Source organism: Brevundimonas poindexterae, from assembly GCF_020524625.1.
Classification (GTDB): domain Bacteria; phylum Pseudomonadota; class Alphaproteobacteria; order Caulobacterales; family Caulobacteraceae; genus Brevundimonas; species Brevundimonas poindexterae_A.
Genome location: NZ_JAIVLL010000001.1, coordinates 644,010 through 660,616, shown reverse-complemented (window position 1 = coordinate 660,616; position 16,607 = coordinate 644,010). Strand labels below are relative to the sequence as shown.

17 protein-coding genes are annotated in these 16,607 nt (G+C 69.1%); 10 read left to right on the top strand and 7 right to left on the bottom strand.

Features of this window, described 5'->3' with window-relative positions:
* Positions 1-276: 276 nt before the first annotated feature.
* Genes cobS through LC068_RS03400 form a run of 3 tightly spaced genes read right to left on the bottom strand, consistent with a single transcriptional unit; the run spans position 277 to position 3,108 of the window.
* Positions 277-1,281, bottom strand: a complete 1,005-nt coding sequence (cobS, locus tag LC068_RS03410) for a cobaltochelatase subunit CobS (protein ID WP_209120454.1) — start codon at positions 1,279-1,281, stop codon at positions 277-279.
* Positions 1,282-1,291: 10 nt separating this feature from the next.
* Positions 1,292-2,401 (bottom strand): FAD-dependent oxidoreductase, encoded by a 1,110-nt coding sequence (locus LC068_RS03405; RefSeq protein ID WP_226634569.1) that lies wholly within the window; start codon positions 2,399-2,401, stop codon positions 1,292-1,294.
* 50 nt (positions 2,402-2,451) lie between these two features.
* A complete protein-coding gene (locus tag LC068_RS03400) occupies positions 2,452-3,108 on the bottom strand; it encodes a J domain-containing protein (protein WP_226634567.1) in 657 nt (218 codons plus the stop codon).
* A gap of 45 nt (positions 3,109-3,153) precedes the next feature.
* Here LC068_RS03400 and LC068_RS03395 point away from each other — a divergent pair, with 45 nt between their 5' ends.
* From LC068_RS03395 to LC068_RS03370, 6 genes are all read left to right on the top strand, one after another.
* Complete coding sequence (locus LC068_RS03395) at positions 3,154-3,468, top strand: BolA family protein (RefSeq protein WP_226634565.1); 315 nt, start codon at positions 3,154-3,156, stop codon at positions 3,466-3,468.
* Between the two features lie 87 nt (positions 3,469-3,555).
* Entirely contained in the window at positions 3,556-5,364 is a 1,809-nt protein-coding gene (locus LC068_RS03390) for a response regulator (protein WP_226634563.1), read from the top strand.
* Positions 5,365-5,432: 68 nt separating this feature from the next.
* Positions 5,433-6,401 carry a mechanosensitive ion channel family protein gene (locus LC068_RS03385; RefSeq protein ID WP_226634561.1) on the top strand — a complete coding sequence of 323 codons (969 nt, stop codon included), beginning with the start codon at positions 5,433-5,435 and terminating at the stop codon, positions 6,399-6,401.
* On the top strand, positions 6,401-7,417 hold the full coding sequence (locus LC068_RS03380; protein WP_226634559.1) for a threonine aldolase family protein: 1,017 nt from the start codon (positions 6,401-6,403) through the stop codon (positions 7,415-7,417). Before LC068_RS03385 ends, LC068_RS03380 begins: the two co-directional genes overlap by 1 nt.
* 52 nt (positions 7,418-7,469) lie before the next feature.
* Positions 7,470-7,844: a hypothetical protein gene (locus LC068_RS03375; protein WP_226634557.1), complete on the top strand. Its 375-nt coding sequence runs from the start codon at positions 7,470-7,472 to the stop codon at positions 7,842-7,844.
* A gap of 45 nt (positions 7,845-7,889) precedes the next feature.
* A complete protein-coding gene (locus LC068_RS03370) occupies positions 7,890-9,773 on the top strand; it encodes an ABCB family ABC transporter ATP-binding protein/permease (RefSeq protein ID WP_226634556.1) in 1,884 nt (627 codons plus the stop codon).
* Here the strand turns inward: LC068_RS03370 and LC068_RS03365 are convergent.
* Together LC068_RS03365 and LC068_RS03360 are read right to left on the bottom strand one after the other, a co-directional pair.
* Positions 9,770-10,720 carry an acetyl-CoA carboxylase carboxyltransferase subunit alpha gene (locus LC068_RS03365; RefSeq protein ID WP_226634555.1) on the bottom strand — a complete coding sequence of 317 codons (951 nt, stop codon included), beginning with the start codon at positions 10,718-10,720 and terminating at the stop codon, positions 9,770-9,772. The genes LC068_RS03370 and LC068_RS03365 overlap by 4 nt on opposite strands.
* Before the next feature lie 84 nt (positions 10,721-10,804).
* Positions 10,805-11,722 carry a tyrosine recombinase gene (locus LC068_RS03360; protein ID WP_226634554.1) on the bottom strand — a complete coding sequence of 306 codons (918 nt, stop codon included), beginning with the start codon at positions 11,720-11,722 and terminating at the stop codon, positions 10,805-10,807.
* A gap of 53 nt (positions 11,723-11,775) precedes the next feature.
* On the opposite strand from LC068_RS03360, the gene LC068_RS03355 reads away from it, so the two are divergent.
* Together LC068_RS03355 and aroB are read left to right on the top strand one after the other, a co-directional pair.
* Positions 11,776-12,354, top strand: coding sequence for a shikimate kinase (locus tag LC068_RS03355; RefSeq protein WP_226634553.1), 579 nt, complete (start codon positions 11,776-11,778; stop codon positions 12,352-12,354).
* Positions 12,351-13,454: a 3-dehydroquinate synthase gene (gene aroB, locus LC068_RS03350; protein WP_226634552.1), complete on the top strand. Its 1,104-nt coding sequence runs from the start codon at positions 12,351-12,353 to the stop codon at positions 13,452-13,454. The genes LC068_RS03355 and aroB overlap by 4 nt, the downstream gene beginning before the upstream one ends.
* On the opposite strand, the gene LC068_RS03345 is transcribed toward aroB, so the two are convergent.
* Both LC068_RS03345 and tadA read right to left on the bottom strand, forming a co-directional pair.
* Positions 13,451-13,855 carry an MliC family protein gene (locus LC068_RS03345; RefSeq protein ID WP_226634551.1) on the bottom strand — a complete coding sequence of 135 codons (405 nt, stop codon included), beginning with the start codon at positions 13,853-13,855 and terminating at the stop codon, positions 13,451-13,453. The genes aroB and LC068_RS03345 overlap by 4 nt on opposite strands.
* Entirely contained in the window at positions 13,852-14,346 is a 495-nt protein-coding gene (tadA, locus tag LC068_RS03340; RefSeq protein WP_264182098.1) for a tRNA adenosine(34) deaminase TadA, read from the bottom strand. The genes LC068_RS03345 and tadA overlap by 4 nt, the downstream gene beginning before the upstream one ends.
* A gap of 12 nt (positions 14,347-14,358) precedes the next feature.
* On the opposite strand from tadA, the gene LC068_RS03335 reads away from it, so the two are divergent.
* The gene (locus tag LC068_RS03335; protein ID WP_226634548.1) at positions 14,359-15,783 is read left to right on the top strand and encodes a pseudouridine synthase; all 1,425 of its coding nucleotides are present in this window, start codon (positions 14,359-14,361) and stop codon (positions 15,781-15,783) included.
* Complete coding sequence (gene rsmD / locus LC068_RS03330) at positions 15,780-16,361, top strand: 16S rRNA (guanine(966)-N(2))-methyltransferase RsmD (protein WP_226634546.1); 582 nt, start codon at positions 15,780-15,782, stop codon at positions 16,359-16,361. The genes LC068_RS03335 and rsmD overlap by 4 nt, the downstream gene beginning before the upstream one ends.
* The last annotated feature ends 246 nt before the right edge of the window (positions 16,362-16,607 follow it).

The following is a 16,607-nucleotide window of genomic DNA, read 5'->3' as shown; positions in this document are numbered from 1 at the left end:
GGAGACGGGGGCGCGGGAGGCCGAAAAAAGGGAATGAGACATCCCCTCCGGTCAGCCAGGTGATCAGGTTGGTGCCATAGGCCCGCCCACGCTGCCACCCTGCTACCGGCCCACGGGATGGATTGAGGCGGGAGCTTCCCAAGCTCGTCGACAATACGCTCGATCAGACCGGCAGGCACGTCCTTCACCGAGGGATTCGACCTGAACTCATCCAGCGCTGTTTCCAGAGCCCTAGGCCAGGGTGCCTCGCTCTCAGTGCCGGGCATGGCTCACCGCCTACCCCACCTTCACCCGCGTCGCCGCTTCCGGCAGGTCCTCGCCAAACGCGCGCTGGTAGAACTCCGCGATGGTCGGGCGTTCCAGCTCGTCGCACTTGTTCAGGAAGGTCAGGCGGAAGGCCAGGCCGACGTCGCCGCCGAAGATAATGGCGTTCTGGGCCCAGGTGATGACGGTGCGGGGCGACATGACGGTCGAGATGTCGCCGTTCATGAAGGCGTTGCGGGTCATGTCGGCCACGCGGACCATGGCGGCGATGGTGCGCTTGCCCTCGGCATCCTGCCAGTCAGGGATCTTGGCGGCCACGATCTCGGCCTCGACGTCGTGGTCAAGGTAGTTGAGCGTGGTCACGATGTTCCAGCGGTCCATCTGGCCCTGATTGATCTGCTGGGTGCCGTGATAGAGGCCCGAGGTGTCGCCGAGGCCGATGGTGTTGGTCGTGGCGAACAGGCGGAAGAATTTGTTCGGGCGGATGACGCGGTTCTGGTCCAGCAGGGTCAGGCGGCCCTGGGCCTCGAGCACGCGCTGGATGACGAACATCACATCGGGACGGCCGGCGTCGTATTCGTCGAACACCAGGGCGATGGGCCGCTGGATCGCCCAGGGCAGCATGCCCTCGCGGAATTCGGTGACCTGTTTGCCGTCCTTAAGGACGATGGCGTCCTTGCCGACCAGATCAATCCGGCTGACGTGGCTGTCGAGGTTCACGCGAACCAGTGGCCAGTTGAGGCGGGCGGCGACCTGCTCGATGTGGGTCGACTTGCCGGTGCCGTGGTAGCCCTGAACCATGACGCGGCGGTCGAAGGCGAACCCCGCGCAGATGGCCAGCGTCGTCTGGGGATCGAAGCGATAGGCCTCGTCGATGTCGGGCACGTGGCTGTCGCGCTCGGTAAAGACCGGCACGGTCATGTCCGAGTCGACGCCGAACAGCTCGCGGACCGACACCTGCCGGTGGGGTTCGAGCGTCAGCAGGGGATCGGGGGAGGAGTCGAGCGGAGAGGTCATGAGGGTGCGATTAGCGGATGCGCACCGGGTGGTCGAGACCCGTACCCCGCCGGATCGCGCGATCCACCAGACCGGGCACCCGCGCCGCCAGAGGCGGACCCCAGCGCTTCAGCAGTCGCGCGCCGAGAGAGTCGTCGGCGACGAACCGGGTGAGGCTCCGCGCGGTCCGGACCCAGTCGGCATCTACCGACCGCCTCAGTCGCGCATAGTCGGCCAACCGATCGGGCTGCCCCTTGAGGACATCCGCAGCGCAGGCGGCAAAGACGAAGGCGTCCTCGATGCCGAGGTTCATGCCGCGCCCGCCAACGGGCGAGTGGATGTGGGCGGCGTCGCCGGCGAGGGCGACCCGCCCAACCGCCATGGTCGGCACGATGCGGTGCGAGATGGTGAACTGCGACGACCAGTGGACATGCCCGGCACGCCAGCCGTCCGGCAGGCGCGTGAGCAGGTCCGGCCCAAAGCCGATCAGCCGGAAGGTCCCGCCCGAGAAAGGCAGGACAACCACGGGGCCGACCCGTTGAAAGTCGATCCAGGCCTCGTCCTGTGGCGCGCCTTCGATGTCGACGTCCATCAGGTGCCACGGCATGGGCATGGCTTCGCCCGGAAAGTCGAGGTCGAGGGCGTGGCGCACCGCCGAGTGGGCCCCGTCTGCGCCCAGCAGCAACGGGACGGTCACGGTTTCGCCGTTCGAAAGGGTGGCCGTCACACGATCTGCGTCCTGCGCCAGCGCCGTCAAGGCCAGGCCGCGTTCGACCTGACCGCCCAGCGCGGTGAAGGCTTCGGCCAGCAGGGTCTCGGTGCGCGCCTGCGGAAGGATGGTCATCGGCCGTCCCGGCGCGATCCGCGCCCAGTCGGGGCAGAGCCGGGCGACCTGACGCCCGTCGGTGGCAATGCGAATCCCGGCAATCGGCTGGCCCTGTTCCAGAACCCGCGCAGACACGCCGGTGGGCGCCAGCAGGTCCAGGGTGCGCGGATTGACCGCCAGCGCGTTCGAGGTGGCGGTGGGCTGCTGGGCAGCGTCGACGATCCGCACCGGCACCCCCGCGCGCGTCAGGAACAGTCCTGCGGCCAGTCCTGTGGGACCTGCGCCGACGATCAGCACCTGAGGGGCATGGGCCATGTCGGCAGTCTTAGGCTGACCCCCGGCTTACGTCCACGACCCCGGATCGGTCAGGCGAGGCCGGCCTTCTGCAAGGTCTTCCAGGCCTTGATCACGCGCTGGAGTTTGGCCTCGGCGCCGCGGTCGCCCTTGTTGTGGTCGGGGTGAAAGCGCTTGAGCAGTTCGTGGTAGCGGACCTTGATGGCCTTCTTCTCGACGCCGGGTTCCAGATCGAGGTCCGCCAGGGCCGCCCGCTCCAGCCGGCCGATGCGGCGGTCCTCGCCAGGCTTTTCGGGGACGGCCTCGCCCCTGCGTCCGAACAGGCCGAAGCTGTCGCGCCAGGTGCCACCGGTGCCGGACGTGCGCGATGCAGCGGCAGCCTCACGACTGAAGCGGCCGGCCTTCATCTCCCAGGTCGGGCGACCGCCGGTCATGGCCTCATTCTCGCGCGCGGCAGCGATCTCGGCCTCGCTCATGCCGGCGTAGAAATTCCAGCCCTTGTTGTACTCGGCCGCGTGGGGCTGACAGAAATCGTAGAAATCATTGATGCGCTCGCGCGACTTGGGCGCGCGGGCGGTCGCAGCCCGGGTGCAGTCGGGCCACTGACAGGGCTTTTCGCCGGGCTTGAGGTGCAGGACATCGGCCTCGGCCACGCGCTCCTCTTCGGTGCGGGGCGGCTTGACGCGGATGTCCGTGAAGCGCGGCTTGTATTGAAAGGATGAAGGCATCCCCCAAAGTGTAGGGCTGATTTGGTCCTCATCAAGGAAGATGACATGTCGCACGGCCCTATTGCCCAAAGAATTCTCGAAAAACTGGGGGCCGCCCTGTCACCGGACGCCATCGAACTGGTCGACGACAGCGCGCGACACGCCGGTCACCACCACGAAGGCGGCATGGATGCGAAGCCCGGCGGAGAGAGCCATTTCAACCTGGTGATCGTCTCGACCGCCTTTGAGGGCGTGGGGCGCGTGCAGCGCCAGCGCCGAGTGCTGGATCTTTTGCGGGAAGAACTGGCCGGGCCGGTGCACGCCCTGTCGGTCAAGGCCCTGACCCCGCAGGAGGCTGAAAAGTCCGTATCCGGAGCGTAAGCCGCGAAAGATACGCAGATTCACCTACTCTTAGAACCTTCTGCCTAGCGTGTTGGCTTCCAGATGACGGTGCGGAGGGGGCCCGCCTTGGTCGAAACAGACGGATTAGGGCAGGATTCGGCGCCGGGAGAGGCTGCAGCGGCGCTGCGCGCCATCCTGCAGACCCAGTATCTTCGCTATCTGATCATCACCAGCTGGGCGCTTGGCCTGCTGGCCACCCTGGGCACTGTGACCGCGGGCCTGTGGTTCGTCGGCACCCTGGCCGCCGGGGCACTCCGCGGGGCCGTCGAAAAGCGCATCAGCCAGCGCGTCGGCACGGGCTGGGGCCTGATCTTCCCGCTGGTGGCGACGGTGACGACCGCAGCCTGGGCCGCAGCACCGCTGCTGGCCTGGTTCTCGGGCACGCCCTTCGGACAACCGCTGGCGCTCAGCCTGCTGGTCGCCGGCTATGTGCTGGTGTTCGCCCAACTGCGCAGCTCGCCGCGTCAGGCCATGGTGATCTCGTCACCCTACGGCGCGGTTGCCCTGATCATCGCCATCAGCTTGTGGGGCAGCCCCATCTTCTGGCCGTTCATGGCGGTGGTGCCGTTCACGGCCGCGGGCCTGTTCGTGCTGGTGACCATGACCATGATGCGCGAAGAGCGAATCCGCGCCTTCCAGGCCCATCAGGCCCATCTGATCGAGGAGCTGGAGACGGCCCGCGACAAGGCCAATGCCGCCAATGAGGCCAAGTCGAACTTCCTGGGCATCATCTCGCACGAACTGCGCACCCCCATGAACGGGGTGCTGGGCGCCGCCCAGCTGCTGAGCGCGACCCGTCTGGAGGCCACCCAGCGCGAATATCTGTCGATCATCCGCAACTCGGGCGACAATCTGCTGAGCCTGCTGAACGACATCCTCGACATGACCAAGATCGAGGCGGGCAAGATGACGTTCGAGACGGTCGACGTCTCGGTCGAGGATCTGCATCGCCGCGTGACCGGTCCGTTCCAGGCCCAGGCCGAGGCCAAGGGTCTGACCTTCGAGGTCTGTCAGGAAGGCGAGATCCCGGCCGTGGTGCGGGGCGACCCCCTGCGCGTCTGCCAAGTGATCCACAATCTGTTGTCGAATGCGGTGAAGTTCACCGATACGGGCGCCGTGACCTATACGGTCCGCGGACAGCGCGTCGCCGACCGCCGCGTCAGCTTCGAGTTCGAGGTCAAGGACAGCGGCACCGGCATTTCGTCGGAAGACATGGCGCGGCTGTTCCAGCCCTTCACCCAGGTGGATGCGTCGTCGACGCGTCGCTTCGGCGGCACCGGGCTGGGCCTGACCATCTCGCGTCGTATGGCCAACATCATGGGCGGTGACATCACCATCCAGTCGGAACTGGGCAAGGGCTCGGTCTTCACCTTCGCCGTCGAGGCCGAGGTGGTGGAATGGGCCGCACCGGCGCCGGTGGAGGAGATCAGCGCCGAGGTTGAGGACGGCCGCCAGATGTCGGTCCTGATCGTCGAGGACCACCCGGTGAACCGCATGATTCTGGAGGCCTGGATGGGCTCGGCCGGACACGTGTCGGCGACGGCCGAGAACGGCCAGCTGGCGCTCGATGCCTGCGCGACCCAGGCGTTCGACCTGATCATCATGGACGTCAACATGCCCGTGATGGACGGCCTGACGGCGACCCGCCACATCCGCGACGGCAACGGTGCCAACACCGAGACCCCGATCGTGGTGCTGTCGGCCTCCGCCCGCAGCGAGGACCATGCCGCGGGGCTGGATGCCGGTGCCGACGCCTATCTCAACAAGCCGATCGACTTTGTCGCCCTGGCCCAGATGATGGCCCGGGTCGGGGAAGGCCGCGAAGCCCTGCGCGAAATGTCGGGCGTCGACATTCAGGCCCAGGCCGCCGCCTGAGGCCTGTTCCGGCAAAGAATTCCGGAGCAGGGGGTTCACATGGCCCGTGGTCGCGCTAGACCCGGGGCATGAGCGAAAAGACCAGCCTCCTAGCCACGACCCTGGCCTCGGGTCGCGATGCCATCACCCTCGATGCGGCCATGATCGCCAAGGCGACGCAGTTGATCGGCGACTTCGCGGTCAACCTGACCTTGGCCATCCTGATCCTGATTGCGACCATTGTGGCCTCGCGCTGGGCGGCGTCGGCCGCACGCAAGGGGCTGGGACGGATCAGCGCCTTCCGCCACGATTCCACAGTCCTGAATTTTGCGGTCCAGGTGGTCCGGGTCGCGGTCCTGATCCTCGGCCTGATCGCGGTGTTGCAGCGGCTCGGCGTCCAGACCACCTCGATCATCGCGGTTCTCGGCGCGGCCTCTCTCGCCGTGGGTCTGGCGCTGCAGGGCACGCTGTCGAATGTGGCGGCCGGCGTCATGCTGCTGGTCCTGCGGCCCTACCGGGTCGGGGACGTGGTCGACATCGGCGGCGTCACGGCGTCGGTGACCAAGCTCGACCTGTTCACGACCCAGCTGACGAATGCCAGCAACCACAAGATCGTCGTGCCCAACTCGCTGGTGCTCGGCGACCGCATCCTGAACCTGTCAGGTCAGACGCGGCGCCGCGTCGAGATCGACTTCACTGTCGGCTATGGCGAGGACCTGAAGCAGGCCCGCGAGGTGCTGGAAGGGGTCGCGACCCGCCACGACAAGGTGATGCAGGACCCGCCCGTCTGGTCGGGGGTCACCGGACTGCTGGACAGCGCGGTCCAGATCACCCTGCACGCCTGGGTCTATTCCGGAGACTGGTGGCAGACCCAGGCCGACCTGATGCAGGGCGGCAAGGAAGCCCTGGATGAGGCTGGTATCGAGATTCCGTTCCCGCATCAGGTCGAGGTGCCGCACAAGGGGGCCGATCTGGCGCGCCTGGTGATGGTCTCGGCGGACAAGACGGAAAAGTCAGACAAGGCCGGCAAGACCGATGATCGGGAAGGCAAGGCGTAATGCGCTACGACTTCGGCTCCGACAATACGGCGGGCATGGCGCCGGAAGCTCTCGCGGCCCTGACCGAGGCCAACAGCGGGTTCGCGCGCGCCTACGGCACGGATGAGGTCACGGCCCGGGCGGCCGACCTGATCCGCGAGAAGCTGGATGCCGAGGCCGAGGTCCGTTTCGTCTTTTCCGGGACGGCAGCGAATGCGCTGGCCCTTTCGATGCTGGCCTGGCCGTTCGAGGCGGTGCTGGCCCACCATGCCGCCCACATCTGCACGGACGAGACCGGCGCGCCCGGCTTCTTCGGCCAGGGCGTCGGCCTGATCGGCCTGCCGGGGTTCTCCGGCAAGATCGACCCGGCTGCCCTGACCGCCCATCTGTCCGAGCCGGAGGTCGGCCATCGACAGCCCCCGGCCGCCCTGTCCCTGACGCAGGCGACCGAATACGGCACCGTCTATACCCATGACGAGCTGAAGGCGCTGATCGACCCCGTGAAGGCGCGCGGCCATGGCGTGCATATGGACGGCGCCCGTCTGGCCAATGCGGTGGCGTCGGGCTTCGACCTGACCGGCATCGCGAAACTGGGCGTCGATGTTCTGGTGCTGGGCGGTGCCAAGGCCGGTGCCCTGTGCTGCGAGGCGCTGGTGATGTTTGACACCTCGCTGGCACGTCGCGTCGACAATCGCCTGAAACAGGCCGGCCAGATGGCCTCCAAGGGCCGGTTCCTGGCCGCACCCCTGCTGGGTCTGCTTGAGACCGGCGCCTGGGAGACCCGCGCTGCCCACGCCAATGCCATGGCGCGCAAGCTGGCCGAGGGCATTGTGATGCGCTCGCCGCATGTGCTGGCCCACCCGGTCGAGGCCAATACGGTGTTCGTGCGCATGCCGGCGTCCTCGCATGCCCGGCTGAACGAGAAGGGCTGGGCCTGCTACCGCTTCGACGACGGCTCGGTCCGGTTCGTCTGTTCCTGGGCCACGACCGACGAGGCGGTGGGGGAGTTGGTCGAGGCGATCGCCGAGGTCGGCTGATCGTCCGGTTCCGTCAGTGGACGGCCGACAGCGGGCCGCCCATGCTCGGGTCATGATCGGACTGCTGCTTCTTCTGCTCGCCCTGGGCGCGCCCCAGGATCCTGACCTCACCGCGCCCTTTGTCGGAGACTGGACCCTCGGGCCCAATCACAAGCTGAGCGTCGAGGAGAACGAGCGCTTCGATCCCTGCAGCCGCCCCCTGACGATGACGGCCCTCGGACCCGACCGGCTGGAAATCTCGAGCGGGCGCGGCCATGAGGTTGTGACGGTCACCCGCGACGGGGACACCTTCCTGTGGTGGTCAGACCGGTATGAGGGCGGGCGCCGGGTTCGCTTCACCGAGAGCGGGGCCCTGCTGATCGCCTATCTGCCCGACCACCCGATTGACGAGCGGGCCGTGTACCGCGCGCGCTGTCCGCTCGATTGAGGCCTTTGAGCTGACGGCGACGCTCTCCATATAGGGCGGATGGCGATGCGTGGTGAACGGGGGCGGGGGCGCAAGGCGGACCCTGCGGTCAAGGCTCTGGACGGCGCATCGGCGGCCGATCCTCCTGTGGAGACACCCCCGACCTGGAAGGCGCTGGCCGATCTGTTCGGGGTCGTGGGGCGGTCCGGCGCACCGCAACTGAGGCTGAGGATCATCGCGGCCCTCGCCCTGACCCTCACCGGCAAGGCGCTGGGCGTGGCGGCGCCGGTGGTGCTCGGCATTGCCGTCAACGAGCTGGCTGCGGGGCAGGGGGCTGCCGTTGCCGTCGGCTGGGGATTTGCCGCCTTCGCGGTCGGCTGGGCCGGTGTGCGCCTGTTGTCCTCGCTCACGCCGCAGCTGTCCGACGTGGTGTTCGCCCCGGTGCGGGCGGCGGCCCAGCGCAAGATGGCGGCCGATACCTTTTCCCACGCCCTGTCGCTGTCGCTGGACTTTCACCAGACCAAGCGCTCCGGCGCCTTGTCACGCACCATGGAGCGCGGCTCGCGTGCCGTGGACTTCCTGCTACGGATCATCGTCTTCAATCTGGCCCCGACCGGCATCGAGCTTGTCATGGCGGCCGGAGTGCTGGGCGCGCGCTACGACTGGCGGTTCGCCCTGGTCGCGGTCGGGGTGGTGGTCATCTATGCCGTTGCGACCTTCGGCATGGCCGGGTGGCGGCTGGAACATCGCCGGGCCATGAATACGGCCGACTCGGAGGCCGCCGGCCTGTCAGTCGATGCCCTGCTGAACTACGAAACGGTCAAGTCCTTCGGAGCCGAGACCCGGACGTCCGCGCGCTACGAGCAGGCGCTGTCGACCTATGTGCAGGCGGCGCTGAAGGCCAATAACTCGCTGGCCATGCTGAACGGCCTGCAGGCTGTGATCATGAATGTGGGTCTGGCCATCATGGCGGTCATGGCCGGGTTCGAGGCCGCAGCCGGGCGGCTCGGACCCGGCGACGTCATGGCGGCGGTGCTGATCCTGATCTCACTCTATGCGCCGCTGAACATTCTGGGCTTTGCCTATCGGGAAATCCGGCAGGGCTTCATCGATATGGAGGAGCTGCTGAAGGTCACCCGACAGCGGCCCCATGTGGCGGACGCGCCGAACGCCCACGATCTGGTCCGGCCGCTGGATGCCCGGGGCGGGTGCCTGGCGTTCGAGGACGTCAGCTTCCGCCACGATGCCCGCTCGGCCGGGCTGGAGCACGTGAGCTTTGTGCTGGAGCCCGGCCAGACCGTCGCCCTGGTCGGCCCTTCCGGGGCGGGCAAGTCGACGGTGGTGAAGCTGGCCCTGCGCCTGCTGGATCCCCAGTCGGGCCGTGTGACCATCGATGGCGAGGACGCACGGGCGGTGACCCAGTCGTCGCTGCGCCGCGCCATGGCCCTCGTGCCGCAGGATGTGGCCCTGTTCAACGACACCTTGCGCGCCAACATCGCCTTCGCCCGACCGGGCGCGGAGGAGGCGGACATCTGGCAGGCGGCCGAGGCCGCGGAACTGGCGACCTTCATCCGCACCCTGCCGAACGGACTGGACACCCGGGTGGGCGAACGGGGCCTGAAGTTGTCGGGGGGCGAGCGTCAGCGCGTCGGGATTGCCCGGGCCCTGCTGGCCGATCCGCGCCTGCTGATCCTCGACGAGGCCACCAGCGCCCTGGACAGTCGTACCGAACAGGCCATCCAGAAAACCCTGAGGAAGGCGCGGGCCGGGCGGTCGACCCTGGTGGTGGCCCACCGCCTGTCCACCGTAGCCGACGCCGACCTGATCCTGGTGCTCAAGGACGGCCGGGTGGTCGAGCGCGGGACCCACGTCGAACTGGTCGCGCGGCAGGGCGGTGAGTACGCGACCTTGTGGCGCAAGCAGACGCGGGGCTCGGCCGCTAAGGCCTAGTTCATGCGTCCGATGGCGTAGAAGCGGTCGGCCCGCTGGCGGCGCAGGTCCTCGGGCGACAGGCCCTTCATGGCCTCCAGCTCCTCGGCCAGGACGTCGCCGACATTGGCGATGGCCTGGGTGCGGTTGCTGTGGGCGCCACCGACCGGCTCGTCGATCAGGCGATCCACGATCTTGAGGCCGATCAGGTCCGGACCGGTGATCTTCATCGCCATGGCCGCGTCCTTCGCGCGCGCTCCGTCGCGCCACAGGATGCCGGCGGCACCCTCGGGCGAGATGACGGAATAGATCGAGTGTTCCAGCATCAGTACCCGGCTGGCGGCGGCGATGGCGATGGCGCCGCCCGATCCACCCTCACCGGTGATGGTGGCGATGGAGGGCACGCCCAGCGTCAGGCCGCGCTCGGTCGAGCGCGCAATGGCCTCGGCCTGACCGCGCTCCTCGGCGCCCAGACCCGGATAGGCCCCGGCCGTATCGACGAAGGTCAGGACCGGCAGGCTGTACTGTTCGGCCATGTCCATCAGGCGGACGGCCTTGCGATAGCCCTCGGGCCGGGCCATGCCGAAATTGTGCGTCAGGCGGGTCTGGGTGTCGTGACCCTTCTCCTGGCCCATGACCACCACGGGGCGGCCGCGGAAGCGGGCGAGGCCGCCGATGATCGCCTGATCGTCCCCGAACTGCCGGTCGCCGTGCAGTTCGACGAAGTCGGTGAACAGGCCGTCGATATAGTCGACCAGGTGCGGGCGCTGCGGGTGGCGGGCCACCTGGGTCTTCATCCACGGGTCCAGCTTGCCGTAGATCTTGCGGCGCAGCTCGGCCGCCTTGCGCGTCAGGCCGGCGATTTCCGCCTCGAAGGACCCTGCCGTTTCGGACAGCAGGGACAGTTCCTCGATCTTGGCCTCGAGGTCCGCGATCGGCTTTTCGAAATCGAGGTAGTGGGTGGCCATGAAGGCATCCTGCAGCGGGCGGAGACATCGCCCCGGGAAAGGCGGCGGAACCTAGTGGCCCTAACGCCGGGGGGCAAGCGGGGTTCAGTCGTCGGAGGGCGGGCGGGGGCGTCCCAGCGGATGTTTGTCACGCACCACCCGGGCCAGATGGTCGCGGGCGACGTGGGTATAGATCTGGGTGGTCGAGATGTCGGCATGGCCCAGCAGGGTCTGGACGACCCGCAGGTCGGCCCCGCCCTCCAGAAGATGGGTGGCAAAGGCGTGGCGGAGCACATGGGGCGTGACCCGGCCCCGCTCCAGCCCGGCGTCGAGGGCGGCCTGCTCCAGCAGTTGGGCGAAACGCCGCGGCGTGAGGTGGCCGGACGCGCCGGAGGATGGGAACAGCCAAACGCTGTCGGGGGCCTTGGGCTCGCGCGCGGCATCGCGCACGGCCAGCCAGGCCTGGACCGCCCGCCGCGCCGCAGGACCGATGGGGGCCAGCCGCTCCTTGCCGCCCTTGCCGCGCACGATCAGGTGGTCGGGATCCCGCCGGAACGGCTCGACCCGCAGTGCCAGCAGCTCCGACACCCGCAGGCCCGAGGCATAGGCCAGTTCGACGAGCGTCAGCAGCCGCAGGGCCGACGGGCCGTCCCGCTCGGCGAGCCGTTCGAACAGGCGCTCGATCTCGTCGCGGCTCAGCACCTTGGGCAAGGGCCGGCCCTTTGCAGGCGCTTCCAGCCGCCGGGAGGGGTCATCTGTCCGCCAGCCTTCGGACAGGGCAAAGCGATAGAATTGGCGGACCGCCGAGCGCCGCCGGGCCGCGGTCGCCGCCGACAGTCCGGCGCGGGACAGATCGGCGTACCAGGCCTCAAGCGCCGGCGAATCAGCCTGCATCAGGCCGCCAGACTCCTTCAGGCCGGCCTCCGCATCGGCCAGATCGCGGCCATAGGCCGACAGGGTGTGGGGCGAGGCATCCCGCTCCACAGCCATCATTTCCAGAAAGGCTTCGATCTGGGGGGTCACGGGTGCCCTGACTGTGGCGCTTGGCGCGCCATGGTGTAGAGGTCGAAGGGATCATGACCCCAGCCGCCGCCGCCGCCAAGCCTGACAGGCTCCCGACCGTGACCGTCGACCGCACCATCGCCCTGATCGGGCTGATGGGGGTTGGCAAGTCGACCGTCGGGCGCCGGTTGGCGCGCCGTCTGGGCGTGCCCTTCGCCGATGGCGACACCGAGATCGAGGAGGCCGCGGGCATGACGGTCTCGGACATCTTCTCGCTCTACGGGGAGGGCGAATTCCGGGCGGGTGAGGCCAGGGTGATGAAACGGCTGGTCGAGGGGCCGCCGATCGTGCTGGCCACCGGCGGCGGGGCCGTGATGAATGCCGAGACCCGGTCTTTGCTGAAGGAGAAGGCCCTGACGGTCTGGATGCGGGCCGACCTAAAGGTCGTGGCCGAACGGGTGCGGCGGCGGGACACGCGGCCGCTGCTGCGGGGGCGCGATCCGCTGGAAACGCTGAAGCAGATGGCCGAGGTTCGCTATCCGATCTACGCCTTTGCCGATGTCACGGTCGAGGTGGGGGCCGGCGCCCACGCCCAGGCCGTTGACGCCATCATCCGCGCCATCGCCGAGCATCAGCGTGGCGCGTCGACATGAGCCGGATCGTCGCGGTCTCGGGCGCCGGGTTCCGGCCCTATGAGGTGGTGATCGGCCCGAACCTGATCGAGGCCATCGGCCAGTGGCCGGAGCTTCGGCCCGGGCGCGCGGTGGCGGTGGTCTCGGACCAGACGGTCTTTGGCCTGCATGGCGAGCGGGTCATGGCGGCCCTTGAGGCGAGCGGCGCCCGGGTTCACGCGGTGCAGGTCCCGCCCGGCGAGGCCAGCAAGAGCTTTGGCACGCTGGAACAGGTGCTCGATGCCCTGCTCGGGCACGGTCTGGACCGGTCCAGTCTGGTCGTCGCGCTGGGGGGCGGCGTGATCGGGGATCTGGCCGGGCTGGCGGCGGCCCTGTTCATGCGCGGGATCGACTTCATCCAGGTGCCGACGACCCTTCTGGCCCAGGTCGACTCCTCGGTCGGGGGCAAGACCGCCATCGACACCGCGCGCGGCAAGAATCTGGTCGGCGCCTTCCACCAACCGCGCCGGGTGGTGGCCGATACGGGCGTGCTGCGCACCCTGCCGGACCGGCAGTTGCGGTCGGGCTGGGCCGAGATGCTGAAGCATGGCCTGCTGGCCGATGCCGCCTATTTCGACGCGCTGGCGGCGGTCGGCGATCCGGTCGGCGTGGACGACACCACACTGGCCGGGGCCATCGAACAGTCGGTGCGCATCAAGGCGGCGGTGGTGGGCGCGGATGAGCGAGAGGCCGGCCAGAGGGCCCTGCTGAACCTCGGCCACACCTTCGGCCATGCGCTGGAGGCCGAACTGGGCTTCGACGAGAGCCTCCTGACCCACGGGGAGGCGGTCGCGCTCGGCTGCGTCCTGGCGTTCGGCTATTCGGCCCGGGAAGGCCTGTGCTCACAAGATGAGGCGGACCGGGTCGCCACCGCCATGCAGGCCGCGGGGCTGCCGACGCGCCTGTCCGACGTCGGGGCCTTCAAGGCGGATGCCCTGCTGGACCGGATGGCCGAGGACAAGAAGGCCGAGGGCGGGCGTCTCACCCTGGTGCTGGACCGCCGGATCGGCGAGGCATTCGTGGCACGCGACGTCGAGGCGGCCCGCGTTCGCGCGTTCCTGAAGGCGGCGGGCGCGACCTAGTCGACCGCCCGGCAGTCGACCGGGTCACGGCCCTTGACGCTCCAGACGGCCTCCGTGCCCGAGCCGCGCAATTCATTGCCGCTGCCGCGATACCAGATGCCGTCCTCCGCCCGCTCCAGATAGAGATCGAAGGCCTCACCGGTCGAGTTGCGCACGGTTGCCATCTCGCGGCGGTTATCGAAATCGACGGTCAGGCGGTCGCCGCCGACGCAGACGTAGGAGGCCTCGATCTGGCGGTGCAGAATCCGCTCCTGGATTTCCGCCCCGGTGCGGCGCCGGGCCGTCTGCGCCTCAACCGCCCGCTCCTGCACGGCATCGCCGTCGTCGCTGACCGGTGTGGGATTGTCGCAGGCGGACAGGGCGGCCGTCAGTCCGGCGCAGACGATCAGGACTCGGATCATGGGCGGTGTCCCTCGGGGGTCGGTTCGGCTTCCGAACGGGCGCGGGCGGAGGCCGTTCCCCGCCGGGCGCGGAAGAAGCCTTTCAGCAGATCGGCGGCCTCGTCGGCCAGCAGTCCGTGCTCCGTCGCCGGCCGCCAGTGGCAGGTCGGCTGGTCAAACACGCGGGGGCCGTGGATGACGCCGCCGCCCTTGGGATCATCGGCGGCCCAGACGACCCGGCCGACGCGCGCCAGACTGAGGGCGCCCGCGCACATGGGGCAGGGCTCCAGCGTCACATAGAGCGTCAGGCCCGTGAGACGGTAGTTTCCGAGTGCCTCGGCCCCGGCACGCAAGGCGACGATTTCGGCGTGGGCCGTGGGATCGCAGCTGGAAATCGGCCGGTTTGCACCTTCGGCGATGACGGTTCCGGTGGCCTCATCCACCAGAATTGCGCCGACAGGGACCTCGTCCGCGTCCGCCGCCGCTTGCGCCAGGGCCAATGCCATGCGCATGAACCGCTCATCATGGACCGTCATTCCAAAGACAACGACAAGAAGCCCCGCCCGCGTCAAGAGCGCGGCGGCCCTGCCGGCCGCAAACCGGGCGGAAAATACGACCGCAAGGATGGACCGCGCGACGCCAAGGGCGGCAAGCCCGAGCCCAAGCGCACCGAGCGGATCGCCAAGGCACTGGCGCGGGCCGGGATCGCCAGCCGCCGCGAGGTCGAGCGGCTGATCGGCCTGGGACAGGTGGCCGTCAACGGCAAGATCCTCGACACGCCGGCTACTCTGGTGACCCGCGACGATGTGATCACCGTCAACGGCAAGCCGGTGGGCGCGGCCGAGGCGACGCGCGTCTGGCGCTATCACAAGCCCGCCGGGCTGGTGACCTCGCACATGGATCCGGCCGGGCGGCCGACGGTGTTCGACGCCCTGCCCAGCGGCCTGCCCCGGGTGATCTCGGTCGGGCGGCTGGACCTCAACACCGAGGGCCTGCTGCTGCTGACCAATGACGGTGAGCTGAGCCGGGCGCTGGAACTACCGACCACGGCGCTGGTGCGACAGTACCGGGCGCGGGCGCGCGGGCGCATCGCCCAGGACAAGCTGGATACGCTGAAGAACGGCACCACTGTCGACGGCGTCCACTATGGCCCGATCGAGGCGACCATCGACAAGGCGAAAGAGACGGCCAGCGAGGACGGGCGCGGCCCGGCCAATCTGTGGCTGAGCGTGTCGATCACCGAGGGCAAGAACCGCGAGGTCCGCAAGGTGCTGGAGTCGGTCGGCCTGACGGTCAACCGGCTGATCCGCCTGGCGTACGGGCCGTTCCAGCTGGGCACCCTGCCGGTCGGCTCGGTCGAGGAGGTCGGCCCCCGGGTGATCCGCGAGATGCTGGCCGAGTATATCCGGCCCGAGAACCTGCCGCAGGGCAATACGGTCTCGACCCCCGCGCCCATCCCCGGCCGGCGCCCGCGTGGCCCGGTGGTGGTCGGCAAGTCGGGCTCGGCCCTGTCGGACCCCTCGAGGAAGCCCAGCCGGGTCCGCGCGGCGGGCGTCGCCACGACCGAGGCCGCCGAGCGCGCCGAGACCGGACGCCGGGCACCGAAAAAGGATGGCTGGGCCAAGGCAAAGCCGAAGTTCGAGCACACCAAATCGTTCAAGCCCCGCGCCCGACCGGACGGCGAGGGCGGGGAGGGCCTCGAGCGGCCCAAACGCGCCTTCAAGCCGCGCGAGGACCAGTTCATCGACAAGCCCCGGGGCGAGAAGTCCCGGGGTGACAAGCCGAGGGGCGAGGGACGGGGCGGCAAGCCCGCCGGAAAGTCCTTCGGCAAGCCGGGCGGTAAACCCGGCGGCCGGCCCGGGGGTGGCTCAGGCGGGCGCCCGGCAGGCGGTGGCGGCGGTCGCCCGCCCGCCCGGGGTGGTCCGCGAGGCGGTCGCACGCCGAAATGAGGATCGTCGCCGGACGGCTGAAGGGGCGGGCGATTGTCGCCCCCGACGGTCAGGGCACCCGCCCGACCAGCGACCGTGCGCGGCAGGCCGTCTTCAATGTGCTGGAGCACGCGGCGTGGGCCCAGGATATTGACGGGGGGGCGCTGGCCAGGGCGCGGGTCATGGACCTGTACGCCGGCTCGGGCGCGCTGGGCTTTGAGGCCATGAGCCGGGGGGCGGCCTTCTGCCTGTTCGTCGAGACGGCGGACGAGGCGCGCGGCGCCATCCGCGAAAATGCCGATGCTTATGGCCTGATGGGGGCGACGCGGGTGCACCGCCGCGACGCCACCGATCTGGGCACCCGCCCCGGCTCGGCGGGCGAGGCGTTTACGCTGGCGTTTCTGGATCCTCCCTATGGCAAGGGTCTGGGGGAACAGACCCTGACCCGGCTGATCGAGGGCAACTGGCTGGCGCCCGGCGCGATCGTGGTGTTCGAACGCGGCGCGACCGAGCCGGACATCGAGACCCCCGGCTATGAGCGGTTGGACCAGCGCGACTATGGCGCGGCGCAGGTGCTGTTCCTGCGGCGCGAGGCCTAGGGACGGCGCGCGAAAGCGCCTCTCGCCCGGCAGGCAGAGGTGGAGGGCAGGCGGAGCGCCGGGCCTTCGCCCGGAGTGATTAGAGTTTACCGTTTCGACGAAGGCCGACGCTCCGCGCGGTGGTTTTCCGGAAGCTTGCGTCGGGTGGCCGTGTTCGGGCCTTACCGCAGCGCCTCCGACGGGCGGGGGCGTCCTGCGACACCTCCCGGAACGGCCGAGTATCCCCCTCGACCCTTACCCCAATCC